At 44.3% G+C, this 20,241-nt stretch carries 20 protein-coding genes; 19 read left to right on the top strand and 1 reads right to left on the bottom strand.

Annotated features, from left to right (window positions below; translation table 11 throughout):
* Window positions 1-85 precede the first annotated feature (85 nt).
* The 9 genes from rpsF (at window position 86) to ACQCN2_RS11160 (ending at window position 7,909) form a co-directional block, all read left to right on the top strand.
* Window positions 86-373, top strand: a complete 288-nt coding sequence (gene rpsF / locus ACQCN2_RS11200) for a 30S ribosomal protein S6 (RefSeq protein ID WP_426928992.1) — start codon at window positions 86-88, stop codon at window positions 371-373.
* Window positions 374-397: 24 nt separating this feature from the next.
* Window positions 398-856: a single-stranded DNA-binding protein gene (locus tag ACQCN2_RS11195; protein WP_426928991.1), complete on the top strand. Its 459-nt coding sequence runs from the start codon at window positions 398-400 to the stop codon at window positions 854-856.
* 63 nt (window positions 857-919) lie between these two features.
* A complete protein-coding gene (gene rpsR / locus ACQCN2_RS11190) occupies window positions 920-1,150 on the top strand; it encodes a 30S ribosomal protein S18 (RefSeq protein WP_426928990.1) in 231 nt (76 codons plus the stop codon).
* A gap of 143 nt (window positions 1,151-1,293) precedes the next feature.
* The gene (locus tag ACQCN2_RS11185; protein WP_426928989.1) at window positions 1,294-2,223 is read left to right on the top strand and encodes a YybS family protein; all 930 of its coding nucleotides are present in this window, start codon (window positions 1,294-1,296) and stop codon (window positions 2,221-2,223) included.
* Window positions 2,224-2,239: 16 nt separating this feature from the next.
* A complete protein-coding gene (locus ACQCN2_RS11180; protein ID WP_426928988.1) occupies window positions 2,240-4,174 on the top strand; it encodes a DHH family phosphoesterase in 1,935 nt (644 codons plus the stop codon).
* Between the two features lie 24 nt (window positions 4,175-4,198).
* Window positions 4,199-4,642, top strand: a complete 444-nt coding sequence (rplI, locus tag ACQCN2_RS11175; protein WP_426928987.1) for a 50S ribosomal protein L9 — start codon at window positions 4,199-4,201, stop codon at window positions 4,640-4,642.
* 39 nt (window positions 4,643-4,681) lie between these two features.
* Window positions 4,682-6,031, top strand: coding sequence for a replicative DNA helicase (dnaB, locus tag ACQCN2_RS11170; RefSeq protein WP_426928986.1), 1,350 nt, complete (start codon window positions 4,682-4,684; stop codon window positions 6,029-6,031).
* A gap of 168 nt (window positions 6,032-6,199) precedes the next feature.
* Entirely contained in the window at window positions 6,200-7,486 is a 1,287-nt protein-coding gene (locus ACQCN2_RS11165) for an adenylosuccinate synthase (RefSeq protein WP_426928985.1), read from the top strand.
* 207 nt (window positions 7,487-7,693) lie between these two features.
* A complete protein-coding gene (locus tag ACQCN2_RS11160) occupies window positions 7,694-7,909 on the top strand; it encodes a hypothetical protein (RefSeq protein ID WP_426928984.1) in 216 nt (71 codons plus the stop codon).
* Window positions 7,910-7,963: 54 nt separating this feature from the next.
* On the opposite strand, the gene ACQCN2_RS11155 is transcribed toward ACQCN2_RS11160, so the two are convergent.
* Window positions 7,964-8,338 (bottom strand): hypothetical protein, encoded by a 375-nt coding sequence (locus ACQCN2_RS11155; protein WP_426928983.1) that lies wholly within the window; start codon window positions 8,336-8,338, stop codon window positions 7,964-7,966.
* A gap of 270 nt (window positions 8,339-8,608) precedes the next feature.
* Here ACQCN2_RS11155 and ACQCN2_RS11150 point away from each other — a divergent pair, with 270 nt between their 5' ends.
* The 10 genes from ACQCN2_RS11150 to ACQCN2_RS11105 all read left to right on the top strand — a co-directional run bounded on the left by ACQCN2_RS11150 (window position 8,609) and on the right by ACQCN2_RS11105 (window position 20,144).
* Window positions 8,609-10,111: a peptidoglycan DD-metalloendopeptidase family protein gene (locus tag ACQCN2_RS11150; RefSeq protein ID WP_426928982.1), complete on the top strand. Its 1,503-nt coding sequence runs from the start codon at window positions 8,609-8,611 to the stop codon at window positions 10,109-10,111.
* A gap of 133 nt (window positions 10,112-10,244) precedes the next feature.
* Window positions 10,245-10,949, top strand: a complete 705-nt coding sequence (gene yycF / locus ACQCN2_RS11145) for a response regulator YycF (RefSeq protein ID WP_426928981.1) — start codon at window positions 10,245-10,247, stop codon at window positions 10,947-10,949.
* On the top strand, window positions 10,949-12,781 hold the full coding sequence (gene walK / locus ACQCN2_RS11140) for a cell wall metabolism sensor histidine kinase WalK (RefSeq protein ID WP_426928980.1): 1,833 nt from the start codon (window positions 10,949-10,951) through the stop codon (window positions 12,779-12,781). Before yycF ends, walK begins: the two co-directional genes overlap by 1 nt.
* Window positions 12,774-14,153: a YycH family regulatory protein gene (locus ACQCN2_RS11135; protein ID WP_426928979.1), complete on the top strand. Its 1,380-nt coding sequence runs from the start codon at window positions 12,774-12,776 to the stop codon at window positions 14,151-14,153. Before walK ends, ACQCN2_RS11135 begins: the two co-directional genes overlap by 8 nt.
* Window positions 14,140-14,916, top strand: a complete 777-nt coding sequence (locus ACQCN2_RS11130; RefSeq protein WP_426928978.1) for a two-component system regulatory protein YycI — start codon at window positions 14,140-14,142, stop codon at window positions 14,914-14,916. Before ACQCN2_RS11135 ends, ACQCN2_RS11130 begins: the two co-directional genes overlap by 14 nt.
* A 23-nt stretch (window positions 14,917-14,939) precedes the next feature.
* Entirely contained in the window at window positions 14,940-15,728 is a 789-nt protein-coding gene (locus ACQCN2_RS11125) for an MBL fold metallo-hydrolase (protein ID WP_426929053.1), read from the top strand.
* 190 nt (window positions 15,729-15,918) lie between these two features.
* A complete protein-coding gene (locus tag ACQCN2_RS11120) occupies window positions 15,919-17,139 on the top strand; it encodes a S1C family serine protease (RefSeq protein ID WP_426928977.1) in 1,221 nt (406 codons plus the stop codon).
* 189 nt (window positions 17,140-17,328) lie between these two features.
* Window positions 17,329-17,580, top strand: coding sequence for a CxxH/CxxC protein (locus tag ACQCN2_RS11115; RefSeq protein WP_426928976.1), 252 nt, complete (start codon window positions 17,329-17,331; stop codon window positions 17,578-17,580).
* A gap of 6 nt (window positions 17,581-17,586) precedes the next feature.
* A complete protein-coding gene (rlmH, locus tag ACQCN2_RS11110) occupies window positions 17,587-18,066 on the top strand; it encodes a 23S rRNA (pseudouridine(1915)-N(3))-methyltransferase RlmH (protein WP_426928975.1) in 480 nt (159 codons plus the stop codon).
* A gap of 479 nt (window positions 18,067-18,545) precedes the next feature.
* Window positions 18,546-20,144 (top strand): hypothetical protein, encoded by a 1,599-nt coding sequence (locus ACQCN2_RS11105; RefSeq protein ID WP_426928974.1) that lies wholly within the window; start codon window positions 18,546-18,548, stop codon window positions 20,142-20,144.
* The last annotated feature ends 97 nt before the right edge of the window (window positions 20,145-20,241 follow it).

The raw sequence follows: 20,241 nt of genomic DNA, 5'->3' as shown, positions 1-20,241 counted from the left end.
TTGGGTGCATCACTGTTATGTTTCCAACTAGCACTCGCTCCTTGCCCGTACAGGGCCGTTTAGTCCAAAAGGAGGTGAAAAAGGTATGCGTCAATACGAAGTAATGTACGTATTACGTCCAGACCTTGAAGAAGAGAAAGTGAAAGCGAACGTAGCTCGTTACAGCGAAGTCGTTACTAGCTTCGGTGGAGAAATCACCAAACTTCAAGAAATGGGTAAGCGTCGTCTTGCTTATGAAATCAAAAAGTTCCGTGATGGTTTCTATGTTTTGATGAACTTCAAAGCGAATGCTGATGCAGTAGCAGAAGCTGAGCGTCTGATGAAAATTAACGACGACGTTATTCGCTTCCTCTTCGTAAGAGAAGAACAGTAATAGTCGTCTGCGGAGGTTTTGTTCATGCTGAATCGAGTTATTCTTATCGGCAGGCTTACGAAGGATCCAGAACTGCGTTACACACCAAATGGCACCGCTGTTACCACTTTTACTCTGGCAGTGAGTCGTGCCCGTACCAGTCAAACTGGCGAGCGTGAAGCTGACTTCATTAACATCGTGGCTTGGAGTAAATTAGCCGACTTATGCGCCAACTATCTGAGAAAAGGTAGACAAGCTGCAGTAGAAGGTCGTATTCAATCCAGATCCTATGATAATAAAGAGGGTAAAAAAGTATACGTAACAGAAGTCGTGGCGGAAAATGTTCAGTTCTTAGGCTCTAAAGAAGAAGGGAACGGATTCGATCCCGGATTTGGTGGAGGTTCCAAGCCAGCTAGCAAAGGTAATGACTTCGATCCGTTTAACGATCCTTTCGCTGATGCAGGGAAACCGATCAATATTTCTGACGATGACCTGCCGTTCTAACGAAGTAGTAGCTAGAAGTCATTAAGAAATTATCACATTCCTTAAGAAAGGGAGGGACTTTTCATGGCACGCAAAGGACGTCCGAATAAACGTCGTAAAGTTTGCTTCTTCACAGTGAACAAGATCAAAAAGATCGATTATAAAGATATCGATTTGCTGAGAAAGTTCATCAGCGAGCGCGGTAAAATCTTACCTCGCCGTGTTACTGGTACTTCCGCGAAGTATCAACGTGCTTTGACAATCGCGATCAAACGTGCTCGTCAAGTAGCATTGTTACCATATACTGCTGAATAAGTTTGAACCATATAAAGAAGAGGGGCACGATTGAGTGACCCTCTTTTTTACTATCTACTGACATATGATATGATAATGAAAGCGACCAATTGTTTACATAGTAGCAAGTTTGGAATTACCACTAGAGAGGGGGTAGCTTATACATGTTCAATCGGACAAGACAACTAGCGGAAAACGCCATTATGCTGGGAATCGCAACAGTGTTTCTGCTATTGGCTACCTATACATTATTAGGTGGTTTAGTCTTAATGATCATTCCGATTCCGTTTATTTTGCTGGCCCGACAAAGAGCACTCCGCGATATGTTGTTTATTATTGCGACTTTTGGATTACTGAGTCTGATCATCAGTGGACCGTTTATGATTTTGCCTGCTGTTATGTTGGCTACTGTAGGATTGGTTATGGGTTATCTATACCAAAAGAAGAAGACAGCCATCCCTGCAGTGTTGGGCGGAGCGGGTGCTATGCTCCTGACCATTATCAGCTTCCTGGTAATCTCCATTTACGGATTGAATGTTGATATCGTGGGACAGCTAAAACAAGTGATTACAGAAGTGGAGGCAATGCCGATTCCCAGCTTGCCCGCAAATATGACAGAAGCACAGTATCGGGATTTTATCGAGAAGAATTTTGAAATGATGATTTCTTTGTTCCCGGCATCTATTATGATGACGAGCTTTATGGTCAGTGGCTTGAATCACTGGATGTCTCGAATCATCACTAAGCGGTTGGGCTCTCCTATTCCTGCGTTGAAGCCATTTAGGGAGTGGAGTTTACCTCGTTCGTTGATTTACTATTACTTCTTAACGTTACTGTTTATGATGCTTTTCTATCAGTCCGTTTCCGGGACTTTTTACGGGAAGGCAATCCTGAACCTTCGATTTGTGTTAGAGATACTTTTTACGATTCAAGGGTTAAGTTTTTGTTTCTTTTGGTTTCACATCAAGGGATGGAATAAATTCACATGGTTGCTTATTGTATTTATTTTTACTCCCCTAAATACTATACTAAGTTTACTAGGCATCTTTGATTTAGGAATTGGTTTGCGGAACCGGATAGAAAGAAGAATGTAAAAGAGGAGCTGAGGAAATGCCCAAGTTCCTTTTAAAGCGCTGGTATGGGCTACATATGGTCTTAGCTCTCAGCTTCATTATGATGCTGTTAGCGATTCTAACCATATACCACTGGATGTATGGAGCACTTGGCATTGTGTGTGTAATCGGTTTGGTCTTTTATACTGTGCAGATGGAGAGAACGTTTCAACGAGAGCTTCGTCTGTATTTGGCAACCATCAGTCACAGGGTAAAAAAAGCTGGTGAAAGCGTCATTCAAGAGATGCCTCTTGGCATTTTGCTCTACAACGAGGACAAGGATATTGAATGGACCAATCCATATATGCAGGAGATTACAGGCGAAGAAGGATTGATTAGTAAAAGCTTGGCGGATGTGTTTCCTGGACTTGAGCTTAAACCTGATCAAAAACGTCTGGAACTCACCTACAACGATCGGATCTATGAGGTCCTGGTTCGTCCAGAAGAACGACTGCTGTATTTTACTGATATCAGTGAACATAAGGAACTACTACTTCGCTATAACTATGAGAAGTCCGTTATTGCCATTATTCATCTGGACAATCTGGATGAAGTGGGGCAGGTCATGGATGATCAAAGCCGTACACTTCTCTCCACTAGTGTGGCTGGTGTCATTAATGAATGGGCAACCAAGAATGGCATCTATTTGCGTCGCTTTACAGCAGATAAGTTCTTGGCGTTATTCGACCGTCAGACGCTGGATAAGCTGGAGGAAAGCCGCTTCGATATTCTTGACGTCGTAAGGGAAATGACCGCGGATAACAAAATCCCGATTACATTAAGTATTGGGGTAGCGGCAGGTGTTTCATCGTATATTGAGCTGGGGCAAATTGCGCAATCCAGCTTGGATATCGCACTTGGACGCGGTGGAGACCAGGCGGCAGTCAAGGTGGGTAACAAGCTATCGTTCTACGGCGGAAAATCCAATGCGGTAGAAAAGCGAACTCGTGTAAGGGCAAGGGTTATCGCGCATGCCTTGCGTGACCTTATTCACGAAGCGGATCACGTGATTATCATGGGCCATAAGCACCCGGATATGGACTCCATCGGGGCTTCGTTAGGTGTCTTGAAATCTGTGCAGATTCATAACAAAGTCGGCTATATTGTTTTGGATGAAGTGAATCAGTCTATTGAGCGGCTGATGAAGGAAGTAGCCGAGCATGAGTCGCTTTCGGAATCGTTTGTAACACCAGAGCAATCCATGCACCTCATCTCGGGCCGTACTTTGCTCGTGATTGTCGATACTCATCGTCCGTCTCTTACAATTGAGCCGAGATTATTACAAGAGACGAACCGGATCGTCGTAATCGATCACCACAGACGGGCTGAAGAATTTGTGAATGATCCGGTACTGATTTATTTGGAACCGTACGCATCCTCGACATCGGAGCTTGTCACAGAGCTTTTGCAGTATCAGAGTGACCGAATTAATATCGACAACCTGATCGCGACATCTTTGTTGTCTGGTATCGTGGTGGATACGAAGAGCTTTGCTTTCCGTACAGGGTCGAGGACCTTTGAGGCTGCGTCATTCTTGCGACGTAACGGGGCCGATACCGCGATGGTTCAGCGCTTCCTTAAAGAAGATCTGCAGCATTTTGTGAAGCGGGCACGGATTGTCATGAATACGGAGATATACCGTGGCAGTTTAGCGATTTCGACTGGCAGTCAGGATGAATCCTATACACAGGTAGAAGTAGCCCAAGCGGCAGAGCTTTTGTTAACGCTTTCTGGTATACAAGCATCATTTGTGGTTGCCAAGCGTGCGGATAACACCGTTTTGATTAGCGCCCGTTCACTGGGTGATATGAACGTTCAATCGATTATGGAGCAGCTAGGCGGTGGAGGTCACTTGACAGGCGCAGCTTGTCAACTCAGTGATATCACAATAGAGGAAGCCGTCCAACAACTCAAGGAAGTATTAGATCGTTAGGGTTGTAAAGAGGAGGAATATAAGATGCGAGTTATTTTTCTTAAAGATGTAAAAGGACAAGGAAAAAAAGGCGATATCAAGGATCTCTCTGAAGGTTATGTACGCAACTTCTTGCTGCCAAGAGGTTTGGTAAAAGAAGCGACAGAAGGTAATGTCAAAACTCATGAAGCGCAACAAAAAAGCATGGAGAAGCGCAAAGAGCAAGAAAAGCTGGAAGCACAAGAGCTTGCAGCCAAGATGGATGAGATGACAGTTAAATTAACTGGAAAAGCTGGCCAAGGCGGTCGTTTGTTTGGGGCAATTTCCAGTAAACAAGTAGTTGAAGCTTTAGAGAAACAGTTTAAAATTAAGTTGGATAAACGCAAATTAGACATGGAAGCGATCCGTTCACTAGGTGTAACTCAAGTAAAAGTAAAACTTCACCACGATGTGACAGCTACTTTGAAGGTACACGTAGTAGAGGAATAAATACGAGTCAAATAACAGGCAGTAAGTGAGGGATAAGATGTGAGCGAGCTGTTCATGGATCGTGTGCCACCGCAAAATATAGAAGCTGAGCAATCCGTTCTTGGTGCCGTGTTCCTAGCCAAGGAAGCTCTGATTACCGCTATCGAAATCCTTCGCCCCGAAAACTTTTATCGCTCCTCTCATCAGCGAATCTTTAAGGTCATGATGGATCTTTACGAAAAGGGAGAGCCAGTCGATCTCGTTACGGTAACGGCAGAGCTACAGGATGCCAAGCTATTGGAGGAAATCGGGGGAGTCGCCTATTTAACCGATCTGGCGAGTTCAGTTCCGACAGCTGCCAATATTGAATACTACGCCCGTATTGTAGAAGAGAAGGCGTTGCTCCGTCGTTTGATTCTGACGGCTACGAAGATCGCCAACGATGGGTATTCACGGGAAGATGAAGTTGGAGAGATTATTGCCGATGCGGAAAAATATATTTTAGAGATTGCTCAGAATCGCAACAGCGGCGGGTTTACACCAATACGCGATGCTTTGATGGAGACGTATGATCGGATCGAATTCTTAAGCCAGCGCCGCGGTGATGTGACGGGCATTCCGTCCGGTTATCCTGATCTGGATAAGATGACCTCCGGATTTCAGCGTTCCGACTTAATCATATTGGCTGCACGTCCTTCAGTAGGGAAAACGGCTTTTGCCCTTAACGTCGCTCAGAATGTTGCGGCCCGTGCAGGCGAGACAGTCGCTATTTTTTCATTAGAGATGGCGGCTTCCCAGCTGGTGCAACGTATGATTTGTGCCGAGGGCAACCTGGATGCGCAACGAATGCGGACAGGCTGGCTGGAAGAAGATGATTGGCAGAAGCTGACGATGGCGATTGGAACGTTGGCCAAGGCACCGGTTTATATTGATGACTCACCAGGTGTTACCGTACAGGATATCCGCGCCAAGTGCAGAAGACTGCAGCAGGAACGAGGGTTGGGAATGATCCTGATCGACTACTTGCAGTTAATTCATGGCCGTGGTAAGGGAGATAACCGACAGCAGGAAGTATCCGAGATTTCTCGTACGCTAAAAGGAATTGCGCGTGAGCTGAATGTTCCGGTTATCGCCTTGTCTCAGCTGAGTCGTTCCGTTGAACAACGGCAGGATAAACGACCGATGATGTCCGATATTCGTGAATCAGGTTCCATCGAGCAGGATGCTGATATCGTCGCTTTCTTGTATCGCGATGACTACTACGATAAGGAATCCGAAGCCAAAAACGTAATTGAGGTTATTATCGCCAAGCAACGTAACGGCCCAACCGGGACAGTCGAGTTGGCGTTCCTAAAAGAATATAATAAATTTGTTAGTTTGGATCATCGCTATCGAGATGTGGCAGGATAATAACTGCCACATTTTTTTGTTTTGATTATATATTTCGCTACATCCGAACATACTAAGAGTTTATTTTTATAATTGTTCGTGTTTACGTTGACATTCGCACTTTACTTTAGTAAACTAAGTTTGTTTGTGCCCAACGTATGATATGACTAGAATCGGGAGGTTTTTTCCATGTCAACTGTAGTTGTCGTCGGGAGCCAATGGGGCGATGAAGGTAAAGGTAAAATTACAGATTACTTAGCAGAATCAGCTGAGGTTGTTGCTCGCTATCAAGGGGGGAATAACGCAGGCCACACCATTATTTTTGGTGGAAATAAGTACAAGTTGAATTTGATTCCATCTGGAATCTTTTATAAAGACAAGGTTTGCGTGATCGGTAACGGGATGGTTATTGATCCGAAAGCACTCGTAAAAGAATTGGAGTACATTCATAGCTTCGGATTCTCCACTAAGAATTTGAAAATCAGCAATCGTGCTCATGTTATCATGCCTTACCATATCAAACTGGATAGCGTTGAAGAAGATAATAAGGGTGAAAATAAAATTGGTACCACCCGTAAAGGGATTGGACCTGCTTACATGGATAAAGCTGCGCGCAGCGGTATTCGTATCGCTGATTTAATGGATCCAGAAGAATTCGAGCGTAAGTTAACTCAGAATCTTGTTGAGAAAAACCGTGTTCTTGAGAAACTGTATAACACGACTGGATTTGAATTAAAAGATATCTTGGAAGAATACCTTGGATACGCTGAAATTATACGTCAATATGTGACAGATACATCAGTTATATTGAATGATGTGATTGATAAAGGGAATCGTGTCCTGTTTGAAGGTGCTCAAGGCGTTATGCTTGATATTGACCAAGGAACCTATCCTTATGTCACTTCTTCCAACCCGATTGCTGGTGGTGTAACCATTGGCTCTGGTGTAGGACCATCGAAAATTCACCAAGTAATTGGTGTAGCCAAAGCGTATACAACACGCGTGGGTGATGGCCCATTCGCAACTGAATTGTTGGATGAAACAGGTGACCATATCCGCGAAGTTGGAGCAGAATTTGGAACAGTAACAGGCCGCCCACGTCGAATTGGGTGGTTTGACAGTGTGGTTGTACGTCACGCACGTCGCGTTAGTGGAATCACCGGATTGGCTGTTACCAAGCTAGATACATTGACTGGAATTGAGACGCTGCGTATTTGTACCGCTTATAAATACAATGGTGAGATCATTGAAGAGTTCCCGGCTAACTTGCGTATTCTGGCGAAGTGTGAGCCAGTTTATGAAGACCTACCAGGTTGGACTGAAGATATTACGGGTGTTACTAACATTAACGATCTCCCTGAGAATGCTCGTCACTATATCGAGCGTATTACCCAATTAACAGGAATTCCGCTCTCGATCTTCTCAGTTGGTCCTGACCGTGAGCAAACTGTTGTGGTTCGAGGAATTTACGCGTAACAAATAATTGCGTATCAAGCGAAAAGACCGTCTCAATAGACGGTCTTTTTTATGTTCATCTGTTTTTCGCCAGTTGCTCCTTACAGTTTCAATACACATGGTCAAGCTGTTAAAAGTTTTTTCCAAAAATGATCAAGAGGACAGTCACCAGTTACAGCCTTCTGGGCATATGGTATCCCATACCACAACAAAATGAGGTGTTGAGTAATGAAATTCGGATTTGATTCCAAAGCGATGAAGTTGATCGGCAAAAAGGTTGAAGTGAAAATGTATAACGGCATTGTGATTAATGGCACCATGTCTCATGTAAGCAAAGGATATATCTGCTTCATTACAACGTATGAGAAAGAAAATACAGAAATGACATCTTTCCGTCGACTTGCGCTTCGAGATGTAACCTCTATGGTTGAGGTCAGACGCTAATGATTCAACGAAAATAGCCACCTTTCCTTATATAAGAGGGAAAGGTGGCGCCTGTTATACTTTTCCGCCGAACGAGCGGATGAGTTCGGTTGCTTCGTTTCCTCTATTCTCAGGGACAACTGCGGTAAGTAATACACTGGAGCCGATTGCATCCTGGCCGCCATCCGACATTCCACTCGCACTAGGATCGGCTGCGGCTAACACACTGGCGTCGCGTCCATTTTGGAAATCAGCATCCAAGGTCAGATTCCCTAAGCCTGGAATCTCGCCTGTGATTGGATTCATGACTTTCTCAACGCCTTCACCGGGATATTGACCCACACTATCGACTTGAACGGTTTCAAAGCCAGCTTGTTGTAGGGCTTTAGACGCACGATCTGCCGCATCTAACGATTTAAACCCAGCAAGAATGTTACGGGTTACATCCATGAGGAACAATCTCCTTTTTTTACAATTTTGGACAATTGTAAACCATTTTTTACAAAACTATGTACATATTATGATACTTATGGTTCGAGGTTATTCGACGAGATTTAACACTTGATGAGGTAATCTTTCTTATGGTAAAGTCGTAATAGTGATTTTCATAGGTATTTTGGAAGAATTTCACTGTTGAATTAGGTAGAAAAAACCAAATACCGAATTTATGAGAATATTCTGTTAGACCTAGAACTCAAAATTTTTTCGGGGAGGGATATAATGCAGTCGGTTGATTGGAAGATCTGGCTTACGCAACGAACGGGTACGTTCCTTCGAAGCAACAGTCAGAGGGCCAAAGATTTCACAAAGAAAGCTTGGTCTTACGTAGAAAACAACAAGAAACAAGCAAGTATTATCTCCGCAGTTCTATTCCTAACGGCTTCAATCGGAGGCTTGTCTACATATTACTATCAATCCAATGTACATACAGTTTACCATGTGAACGTGAACGGCAAGGAAATGGGTGTTGTTGATAACCCAGATGTCGTCAATAAATGGGCAGAAGCCAAACTAAAAGAAGAACAAGCGAAGCATAATGGGTTGAGCCTAAAAATGTCCGATTATATTACGTATACGGAAGAGAAAGGCTTTAAGCCTAACTTTGATAACAATGCCGCGATTGCCGCTTTATCACAGGAATCAAACATAAAGGTGGAAGCGGTTAAAATTATCGTGAATGGACAAGCTGTTGGGTATGCGCCTGATCAAGCGACAGCCGATAAGGTACTCGCGGATATCAAGCAAAGCTTTGGCGGTGTAGTCCCGACAGAATCGAAGAAAAAATCAGCGGTTGCTGCTTCCATTAATGACGCAGTCAAGGATGCTAAGAAACAAGTGAAGTTTAAGGAAACAGTCGATACCAAGACCGATTCCGCTCCAGCCGCTCAGGTTCTTGATGCGGACAAGCTGGAGGAGCTGCTTCGCAAAGGGACATTTAAGCAGGTTGTACACGTCGTACAGCCAGGCGACTGTATCGGTTGCATTGCAGCCAAATACGGTATCCGATCAAAGGATATTTATGCCAACAATCCAGGGATCACGGAGAACACCGTATTGAAATTAGGACAAGAGATTAACGTAACAGCACAGCGACCTTTGGTAACTGTTCAGGTAACAGAAGAAAAGGCGCAAGACGAAACGATTCAGTATACAGAACAAACCAAAGCCAACAGCTCGATGCCAAAAGGCGAAACCAAAGTCGTTCAGGAAGGCAAAGAGGGCACCAAAAGAGTAACCTATAAAGTTACCAAGGAAAATGGACAAGTTGTAAGTCGTGAAGTAGTGAATCAACAAATTGTCTCTAACCCGGTAGCGAAAGTCGTAGAACGTGGAACCAAAGTAATTCCTTCCCGTGGTACAGGCAGATTTATTTGGCCTGCCAGAGGCTATGTCAGCAGCGGATTTGGCATGCGTTGGGGCAGACTGCATAAAGGGATCGACATTGCTGGTTCGGGAACAATCCGTGCAGCCGATAATGGTCGTGTCATTCAGGCAGGCTGGAATGGAGATTATGGGAATTCGGTTACAATTGATCACGGCAATGGCTTAGTCACTTTGTATGGGCATATGCGTTCAATTGACGTGCAAGTAGGAGAAGTTGTCCCTCAAGGGAAAGCGCTGGGAATAATGGGCTCTACGGGTGACTCAACAGGTGTACACGTACACTTTGAGATTCACAAGAACGGTGCACTCCAGAATCCAGCTACTTACCTGAGAAAATAGTATAATAAAATAACTGAAACATAGGGGCCGGTTCCGTTGGGGAGCGGCCTTCCTTATTTTGATAAAGGCATAAATGGCAGGAATTTAAACAAAATGAGTGGAATTGGAGTAGTTAGAAAAGAGGTGAACGTTTATGGCAAAGCTTCTCGTGGTGGATGATGAAAGACCAATTGCGGACATTCTGAAGTTTACCTTGGAAAAGGAAGGCTATCAGGTAATTTGCGCTTATGATGGAGAGAGTGTAATCGAATTGGTACACGCGGAGAAACCTGATTTGATTCTACTGGATGTCATGTTGCCTGGACGAGACGGAATGGACGTCTGCCGAATCGTTCGCCAGGAGTATGAGATGCCAATTATTATGCTGACGGCCAAGGATTCTGAGCTGGATAAGGTGCTAGGTCTAGAACTTGGCGCGGATGATTATGTGACGAAGCCATTTAGTGCAAGAGAGCTTTTAGCGAGGGTAAAAGCCCATTTGCGGAGGCAAAAGCCCAAAACAGCTGATCGTGGAAGCCATCTCCTACGTATTCATGAATTAGAGATTGATTCTCATTCCTATACGGTGTCCAAGTTTGGAGAGACACTGGAATTAACTCATCGGGAGTTCGAGCTGCTGGTATATCTTGCAAGGCACCAGGGGCAAGTGCTGACCCGGGAGCATTTATTGCAAGCGGTTTGGGGATTTGATTACTTTGGCGATGTTCGTACTGTGGATGTAACGGTTCGTCGCTTGCGTGAGAAAATTGAGGATGATCCCAGCCAGCCGAAATATATCATTACAAGACGGGGGTTGGGTTATACACTGCGTAATCCGAGTCTTGGAGGAACGTTGTAATGACTCGCTCCAAATTATTCAAGACGATTCAATGGAAGTTAGTCGTCATTTATATGCTGTTGATTCTCATTGCGATGCAGTTTATTGGAGCGTACTTTGCCCGCGAGGTAGAGAGCTATTACACGAACAACTTTAACGAGACATTGAACGCACAGGCATCTTTGTTGGCTACACATTTGGGCAAGTACCTAAGTACACCCATCGATGAGAAGCATGATGATGCCAGCGTCAAAGCAGATATTGATAATCTGGTTCACAATCTGGTCGGCTTGAAAGCGAACGTCCGCATCATCGATCAGAATGGAACGATCATTAGTACGAATGAAGACAACAAGGGGATCATTGGTCAAAAAACGGCGCAAAGCGAAGTTACGATTGCCTTGATGGGTACACGTAATGAGGCGCTGCGTATTGATCCTCAAACAGGCCATCGGGTGAAGATGTTAGTCATTCCTGTCAAAAAGGGTAATGTCGTCTACGGTGTTGTCTACATGGTGGCCACGATGGAGGATATGTACACGACGATCAGCAAGATCACCAACATTCTAGCAGTTGGTACAGGGATTGCCTTGATTTTGACTGCTGGTTTGGGCGTGGTGCTGGCGCGAACCATCACAACTCCAGTAAAAGAGATGACCCGACAAGCGAAGGCAGTGGCTAACGGAGATTTTAACCGAACCGTTCAGGTGTACAACGAGGACGAGATCGGGCAGTTAGGCATGGCCTTTAACTATATGACCAGACGACTGCAAGAAGCGATTGTGGAACAGGAAGAAGAACGGGAGAAGCTGTCACAGGTGCTGGCCAATATGAGCGATGGCGTGATTGCGACCGATCGGGAGGGACGAATTATTCTCATGAACCGTTCGGCCGAGGAAATGCTGGAAGTGAAGGTGGGTGACGCCCTTTCGCACAGTCAAACGCTCTACGATGTACTGCGCCTTCCACCTGAAGAAGAAATGCCGCTGTTTGCGGAATCTGCCCCGCTTCTACTCGAGATGATGCTGGCGAATCGAGAAACCATTCTCCTTCGTGTCACATTTACACCGCTCCAACAGGATAGCGGGAAAAAAGGTGGCCTGATTGCCGTTCTGCAAGACGTAACCGAGCAAGCTCGTCTGGAACAACAGAGACGTGAGTTTGTCGCCAATGTTTCACACGAGTTGAGGACTCCTTTAACGACCATTAAAAGCTATGTGGAGGCCTTATTGGATGGAGCCAATTCCGACCCTGAGATATCTCAGCGGTTTCTTGGTGTTACAATGAATGAAACGGAGCGGATGATTCGTCTCGTGAATGATTTGCTTCAACTGTCCAGACTGGATTCACAAGGCAGCCAAATCAAACCTAGAGTAATCGATTTCAGGCAGCTGATTCACTATGCCGCGGATCGCTTTTCGATGCAAGCGGAACAGGGCGGAATCCAGTTGCGGTTGGAGGTTCCAGATTCTCTGCCAGAAGTCTACGCGGATCAGGATGCCATTACCCAAGTATTGGACAACCTAATCTCGAATGCGATTAAATATACGACCAGCGGCGGCTCAGTCGTCATTCAGGCCGAAGCCAATCCCGAGACCAGAAGAGTGAACGTATGGATTATGGATACGGGGATTGGTATTCCAAAGCGGGATCTCCGCCGGATATTCGAGCGCTTTTACCGAGTAGATAAGGCACGATCACGCAGTCAGGGGGGAACCGGACTAGGGCTGGCTATTGCCCGGGAATTAGTCCAGTCCCACGGATCGGATATTGAAATTACCAGTGAGTTAAATGAAGGGACAACGGTTGCTTTCTGGTTGCCATTTGCGGATCGGGGTGGGCAGGTTGAATAATTGGAGAGAAACAACAAAATCTGTGCTACTTAATGTTTTGGTGCTGACCAGTTTCGTTTTAACCTGGTTGCTTTGGCAGAACCAACCGAAGTTTGAGCTGATTGCGCCAACGACGTATGTTGACTCCAAGACTGTGGGGCAATCGAAACAGCTGGAGGAACTAATTGAACCAGAATCGATTGTCTTCCATTATGGAAATGACCATCATACCAGAGCCAACGCAAATGACGCTCAATTTCGTGTATTAAGTTCGTTGATGAGTAAGTGGTACTTTTATGATTTTGCCTACTTTCCGCTGACTGGCGAGAAGTGGCAGTCACTAACCAAGGACAAGCAGGGAATAGAAATTCAGTTTCGTTCAACGGTTCCGCTTTCGCTGATCAGTCAGTTCTTTACGTTCCGCGGGGAGATTGAAGGGGATCTCAAAGGAATTAATCGGATTTGGCTGTATTATGAAGAACGGGAAGATATGGTGTATGCGTTGTTTCTGTCAGATGATGACCAGCGAATTATTCGGGCGCGGACGGTTGTAAGTTCCAAAGATTTACGGGAGTCGTTCTTGCCTTTGGGCAAACACCTTCCAGAACAAATTTTAAAGGCGGCGCGAACACATAATTCACTAGTTCCGAATACCCAGCTCACGGATTATTGGAAAATCTACTATCTGCCAAAAGAGTCGTTCAAAATGCGTCAATTCTTGTATTCAATCAAGCCGATCCCGAACGAAGGGCTGATTCAGGCGTTCTTCTTAGACCCTTCATTGGTAAGACAAGTAGTAGAGCGGGACGGAACCGTTATTTTTACGGACGGAACCAGATCGATTCAAATCCGGCCAGGCCAGCCGATGATGACGTATACCGATCCTGTTTTACCGCAACAAAAAGAGAACCTGACCACAGAAGACAAACTACGCGGCGCCGTCAACTTCATTAACCAGCATCTTGGTTGGACGGATACATTCCGCTTTGAACGAATTGAAGAACATGCGGGAGACGGCGATGTCATTTCGTTCAGGCAGTATCTTGGGGCCTATCCGATGATCTCCAAAGATAATTCCTCTTTTGATGAAGTTGTTGTTAATTCAGAGCAAGGCCAGATTGTTTCACTTAAACAACCGATTATTGATTTGGACCGCTACATCAATTTTAAAGAGTGGACGATTATGTCTGGGCCAGAGTTATACCAAGTGCTACGAGCGCAGAATGTTGACGTCAATATGATTACAAGAGCATACTTGGCGTATGAAAACGTCAGTTATCAAGGGTACGTGGAGCTCTCGCCGACATGGGTGGTAGAACTGGCGAATGGCTCCTCTAAGATAATCCCAGCCAAATCTAAAGCAGGAGGTGGAAAGGTACGTGGATTGGAGTAAAGCCAAAACCGTCCTGATCTGGGCCTTTCTGCTTCTCGATATGTTTCTCGGTTATCAGGTATATGCCTCCAGGACCCAGCATTGGATGGATCATGAGGTGAATTCAGGGCAAGCCTCGGACGTGGAATCCTATCTTGCCTCGAAGCAGATTACGTTACAGGTAGAAGTTCCCCAAGAGACCAGAGAAATGAACTATATTAATGTAGAGTACCTCGGTTTTGATTCTTTGATGGCGAAAGAGATGCCGGGACAACAGATCACCTTGGAGAAGAATGGTTTGGTCTCCAAATTTGTCCCACCCATTCCCGCGCCTGACCGGAAGAATCCTGATGAGTTTCTTAGACAGATTAATCAAAAGATCATGTACTCCAATCAATACCGGCAGGACATCCGTTTGTTGCAAGGGAACAAGATGTTGTTCTGGCAAATCTACGACGGAATTCCGGTCTATGTGGCTCCGCTGGAAATATACTTGAAGAACGACATGGCCATCGGATACCGACAGACCTATGTACAGATACGCAATCAAGGAGCGGGGAGACAAGTGATTTCCGCGTATACGGCATTACGGTCACTAGTGGATAAAGAGTTGATTCAAAGCGGCGAGAAAATTACGGATGTGGAGTTGGGCTACTTCGGACATGAGTACGATGCCGATTTACAAGTACTAGCTCCGGTGTGGCGTTTCATTCATAATGGAAAGATTCATTTCGTGAACGGATTTACAGGCGCAATTGAGCAGCCACTAACCGAAAAAAGATAGCAGTTTGGAGAGAAGGAATCATGTTGAAGTTTAGTGTGCTCGCCAGTGGAAGTACAGGTAACTGCATCTATGTGGGGACAGAGAAATATTCCGTATTGATCGATGTGGGGATATCCGGGAAACAAGCGGAGGCCTCTTTGCAAGGGATCGGGGTAAAGCCAGAAGAGCTCGACGCGATTCTCGTAACCCATGAGCATTCCGATCATATCAAGGGAATCGGTATCATGGCTCGTCGGTATAACATTCCGATCTTTGCCAACGCCAAAACCTGGTCAGAGCTTGAAACGCAGATTGGCACGGTGAAGGTCGAACAACAGCAGATTTTTGAGACGGGAGAAAAGCGGGAGTTAGGCGATCTCGGTATTCAATCGTTTGGAATCTCCCATGACGCAGCGGAGCCAATGGGTTATTGCTTCTATCACGGCAGTAAAAAGCTAAGTGTGGCAACTGATTTGGGATATGTCAGTGATCGAATAAAAGAAACGATTCGCGGAGCCGATGCGTACGTATTCGAATCGAACCATGATGTGGAATTGCTGCGAATGTCCCGTTACCCGTGGAGCATTAAACAACGAATTCTAAGTGATGTCGGACATTTATCCAATGAGACAGCTGGGATCGCGTTGAGCGATATCTTGGGTGGACAAGCGGAGCGAGTCTATCTGGCTCACTTGAGTAAAGAGAATAATATGATGGATTTGGCCAAGCTCACGGTAAAAGGCATTCTGGAAGAGAAGGGTCTGCGTGTAGGGGATGATATCCATTTGAAAGAAACGTATCCGGATCGACCTACGAAATTGGAGATTTTGTAGGCTGAGTCTTTCATCATGCGTGCTTCTCGAGAATTCTTCTTGACGAAGCGCGCTTTTTTCATTCCACAACCTTTCCATATTTCTCACGAGATTTCTCTACATTGACATCGTATACTAAAGCTGTAAACAGGAAGTATATGAAAATCCCAAACCTGTAACCCTAATAAAGAGATGGAAGGAGCGTATGAAAATGGGTTTTTATGATGATATGTACCAAGTAGAAACGAAAAAGGAAAAACAAAAGGGAGCCGGTCGTCTAATTCTTACCTCCGTCACCTCTGCTGTTATCGGAGGTTTGGTAGTTCTGCTGATGCTTCCAACACTGTCTAGCTCCGGGTATTTGTCAGCAATTCAGCCGAATCCCGTGCTAGCGTCGGATGAGACGAATGGAACTCCTACTACTCTACAGCCTGTGTCTCTTAATGTTGATACGGCTACCGTTCGTGCTGTATCCAAAGTAGAGAATGCTGTAGTTGGAATCATTAACATTCAACGTGTGAACAATGTCTGGGCAGATACAACTACCTCAGAAGAAAAAGGAGAAGGCTCAGGCGTTATCTTTGAGAAGAAGAATGGAAAAGCCCACATTATTACCAACTATCACGTAATCGATGGTGCTGAACAGCTTCAAGTATCTCTGCCAAGCGGAGAGAAAGTAAATGCCAAGGTTCTAGGTGCGGACCAATTGACAGACCTCGCCGTTCTTGAGATTGATGGTTCCAAAGTGACACAAGTAGCGGAACTAGGCGACTCCTCTACCTTAAAAGTAGGTGAGCCAGCGATCGCGATTGGTAATCCATTGGGACTCAAATTCTCTCGCACAGTAACTCAAGGGATCATTAGCTCACTCAACCGATCCATGCCAATCGACATTAACAACGACGGTCAACCTGACTGGGAATTGGACGTATTGCAAACAGACGCGGCAATCAACCCAGGGAATAGTGGTGGAGCATTAGTCAACATCTATGGGCAAGTAATCGGAATCAACTCTATGAAGATTTCTTCCGAAGGTGTGGAAGGCTTAGGGTTTGCCATTCCGATCAACGATGTGAAAAAGATTACCGATCAATTGATGCGTGACGGCAAGCTAAAACGCGCTTATATCGGTATCGCCCCACGCGATTTGACCACCGTACCTCGCTACCACTGGAAAGAGACCTTGCACCTTCCGGATGAAGTGAATGCCGGCGTAGTTGTAATGGATCTGAATGAATTGTCTCCAGCCTATAAAGCAGGTCTGCGTCAGTACGATGTCATTACCAAATTGGATAATCAAGAGATTGAAAATAGCGCCCAATTGCGTAAGTATTTAACCCTCAACAAGAAACCAGGAGATACCGTAGTAGTCACCTACTATCAAGACGGCTTTAAGAAAACCGCTACGGTAAAATTGGGCGATCAACAATAGATGAGCAGTACCAAGTTACATTTTTAAAAAATCAGGAACAAAAAACGACTAACGACTCAGAAGAAGAGATGCTCCCCCCAGCATCTCTTCTTCTAGTTTTATCTGCAGAAGTTGGGTAGAATAAAGGGCGAGTAAAGTTGATCGGAATCACTTACGACTATCGATTAGGACAGAAGGGAAGTATCGAATATGAGCAAAAACGAACATACCTACAAAACAGTAAAAATTCAAGGAAAAGAAACAGAAATATACGCAGAACACCCAATACGCGTATCCTGCATGGAGCATATGGACCGGGAGTTGGACGATTATGTGGACAAGTACGAAGTGGCGCCCGATATGTTTCGAAGAGAAGATGTCGAAGAAAATGAACTAACACACAAATGTATGGTATGCGATGCTGAAGGAACAATCGCCCTACTGCATGTGAAAGGAATGTAGCGAGACGTGCAAATCACCATTGTGACGGTAGGCAAGCTAAAAGAGAAGTATTTAAAAGAAGGAATAGAGGAGTATGCGAAGCGGCTATCCTCCTACTGCAAGCTGCAGATCGTGGAAGTAGCCGACGAGAAAGCTCCCGAAGAATTGAGTGCAACTGAGATGGAGCAGGTGAAGCGCAAGGAAGGTGAGCGCATCCTGTCTCAAATCAAGCAAGATACATATGTCATCGCTCTCGCAATCGAAGGAAGCATGTGGTCTTCCGAGAAGCTATCCGCTGAGCTCGACCGCCTCGCCACCTACGGCAAAAGCCAGATTGCTTTTGTCATTGGGGGCTCTTTGGGCTTGTCTGATCAGGTGCTGAAGCGATCAGATGCGCAGCTGTCGTTTTCCAAGATGACTTTTCCGCACCAGTTGATGAGGCTGATCTTGGTGGAGCAGGTTTATCGGGCGTTTCGGATTCAGCGGGGGGAACCTTATCATAAGTGACGGATAATTTTTTTGGGGGAGCGGGCAGATACTTCTACAAACTGTTTATGTGTCATGAGTATATCCTCCTTCACTTTTACAAGATACCTTTGTTTTTTGGGGAAATTCGGCCGTATTTTTACTAGATTACGAGAGTGTAGGGGGCTAAGTTAAAAAAATAGTTTTTTGCTTCCTTCTATTTCTTTGACAGGCCATTTGCTTGATCACCGTTTGAAGGAGGGTCTTCTGCATGTTGTGTGGAGATGCCTTCAACAGGGTGTGGAACTGCGTCAGTACGGCTAGCACTAGAGCTCAGTTCGACGGTCCGTATCAATCATTATTAATCTAAAATTGACTGTTACATAAAAAAGTAAATTGGATATGGCGAAAAACCTTGGTACTAAAGAGGTTAATCGCTTTTAATGACAAGCCCCTTATTAATCAACTAAATATATTAAGGACAGTGTTACAAAAGCATCTTTGGAGGTATTAAGGAAATAATGGCTAGTTACGAAGAAGTGTGTAAAAAAATACTACGCGATGAAGGGCCGTTGCTTGGAAGTGAATTACAGGAGCATTTAATCGTTAGAACGGGAGTAACTGCAACGAATGCCAGGCAAATAGTATATCGTTTAAAAAATGAAAAGATTCTATTAACTACAGAGCCAGTAAAATTTGTCCGGAACCAAGTTGTTTACTTTCTTCCTAAGCAAAGTATTCGAAAAAAACTCAAGGAGGTTTTACCGGATCACGCAAAAACAATTCATCGGTTGTATCAAGCCTTAGTTGAACAAGATGGTTTTTTACACTGGTCTGAATTCGAGAAAATATCCGCAGGGGTCGTCAATCGAGAACAGGAACCTAATAAAAAGCACAAGTCTGTAGAAGCGATTTATCACGAAATGCATTTACTTGGTCTTGTACAAACACAAAAATCCTACAATCAAAGTGAGTTTATAATTGCTCACCAAGATTGGGTGCCATCAATAAATGCATCTGAATCGAATATGGATCAGAGGTTACGAGATTTAGCTTTTGGGAAGCAATTCACTGAAGATCTTCTGCACTGGATTGAGAGAATGAATATTGCCGGATGGGACACTACCCATTTAGCAGATGATGATGAAAGGAAAGGACTCAATGGGTTCTATTGGGATGCATATGGTTTTTCATATCTATGGGGATTGTACAATTCCGAAAAAGACAACCCTTTTAATCCTTCAGAAGAAAAGAAAGGATCACTAATTGTCGTGGAATCGGTACTTCATCGAGAAATGAGAATGTATGACGTTGCTGGGTTTATTGCACGTGTTTCAGTGCTTTATGGAAAGTTGAGAACTAAAGATAATTTCAGGATTATTCCAATTTGTTTTGTTCGGTCTATTGAGGAAGATGCCTTGAAACTGGCTAGAAAACGTGGATTAATGGTGATTTCGATCTCAGAAGTTTTCGGTACAAGAATTGCTGAAGCGTTAAAAACCGTTCGTAATTTAGACCCAAGAAAAATAGATGCAGAAGCTTTAGCTGATATACTATCTGCTGCTGACGAAAGCGGGCATGATGGCAAGTTCGGATCTTTGAAAGGCTACGTATTTAATTTTCTCATTGCCTCAATCTTTAGTAATTTAGGATATAGTAGCTTGAAAATTGGAATTAAATACGGAAGGGATGGAAATAAATGTGAATGTGATATTGTTATCCCAGTTGATGATCATCTTATCGTGTGTGAGACAAAGGGATATAATGAGGGAATTCTTGTTGAACTTGGCAAAACTGAAAAAGAACCTGATACGGTAAAAAAATTCTTTGAAAGAACATGTAAAATTGTAGAATCGGAAACAGGAAAAAGAGTTCTACCAATATTTATTACTTCAAGTGATTTTACTCCAGAAGCAGTAGAATATATGATGGCTAAAAGTAAAACAAAGCGAATTAAAGAACTCTTAGAACAACGCAATTTCCCTAAGAGTACTTATTTGGATCGTACAGAACTGTTTGATTTATTTGGAAATAAGCAGATATATACAGAACATAGAAAGGTTCTAAAAGAGTTCTTTCGTGATCACAAAAAAAGCAAAACAACTCATACTGAGGAATGAGAGTTGAGAGTTTAATTGGAAGATAGTGATAAACTAATGCCCTTTAGTAAAGTAATAAAATTTGTAGAAAATTGCCACAATTCTAGCGTAAACTATC

This window comes from Brevibacillus ginsengisoli (assembly GCF_050113715.1).
Taxonomy (GTDB): Bacteria; Bacillota; Bacilli; order Brevibacillales; family Brevibacillaceae; genus Brevibacillus_H; species Brevibacillus_H ginsengisoli.
Note: the sequence above shows the minus strand (reverse complement) of the source record. Positions and strands in the feature narration are given on the sequence as shown.

Coding starts and splice junctions, on each gene's coding strand:
- rpsR (WP_426928990.1), top strand. CDS start 920: ATGGCACGCAAAGGACGTCCGAATAAACGTCGTAAAGTTTGCTTCTTC.
- ACQCN2_RS11105 (WP_426928974.1), top strand. CDS start 18,546: ATGGCTAGTTACGAAGAAGTGTGTAAAAAAATACTACGCGATGAAGGG.
- ACQCN2_RS11165 (WP_426928985.1), top strand. CDS start 6,200: ATGTCAACTGTAGTTGTCGTCGGGAGCCAATGGGGCGATGAAGGTAAA.
- ACQCN2_RS11155 (WP_426928983.1), bottom strand. CDS start 8,338: ATGGATGTAACCCGTAACATTCTTGCTGGGTTTAAATCGTTAGATGCG.
- ACQCN2_RS11185 (WP_426928989.1), top strand. CDS start 1,294: ATGTTCAATCGGACAAGACAACTAGCGGAAAACGCCATTATGCTGGGA.
- ACQCN2_RS11150 (WP_426928982.1), top strand. CDS start 8,609: ATGCAGTCGGTTGATTGGAAGATCTGGCTTACGCAACGAACGGGTACG.
- rplI (WP_426928987.1), top strand. CDS start 4,199: ATGCGAGTTATTTTTCTTAAAGATGTAAAAGGACAAGGAAAAAAAGGC.
- ACQCN2_RS11180 (WP_426928988.1), top strand. CDS start 2,240: ATGCCCAAGTTCCTTTTAAAGCGCTGGTATGGGCTACATATGGTCTTA.
- ACQCN2_RS11195 (WP_426928991.1), top strand. CDS start 398: ATGCTGAATCGAGTTATTCTTATCGGCAGGCTTACGAAGGATCCAGAA.
- rpsF (WP_426928992.1), top strand. CDS start 86: ATGCGTCAATACGAAGTAATGTACGTATTACGTCCAGACCTTGAAGAA.
- ACQCN2_RS11120 (WP_426928977.1), top strand. CDS start 15,919: ATGGGTTTTTATGATGATATGTACCAAGTAGAAACGAAAAAGGAAAAA.
- ACQCN2_RS11160 (WP_426928984.1), top strand. CDS start 7,694: ATGAAATTCGGATTTGATTCCAAAGCGATGAAGTTGATCGGCAAAAAG.
- yycF (WP_426928981.1), top strand. CDS start 10,245: ATGGCAAAGCTTCTCGTGGTGGATGATGAAAGACCAATTGCGGACATT.
- ACQCN2_RS11115 (WP_426928976.1), top strand. CDS start 17,329: ATGAGCAAAAACGAACATACCTACAAAACAGTAAAAATTCAAGGAAAA.
- walK (WP_426928980.1), top strand. CDS start 10,949: ATGACTCGCTCCAAATTATTCAAGACGATTCAATGGAAGTTAGTCGTC.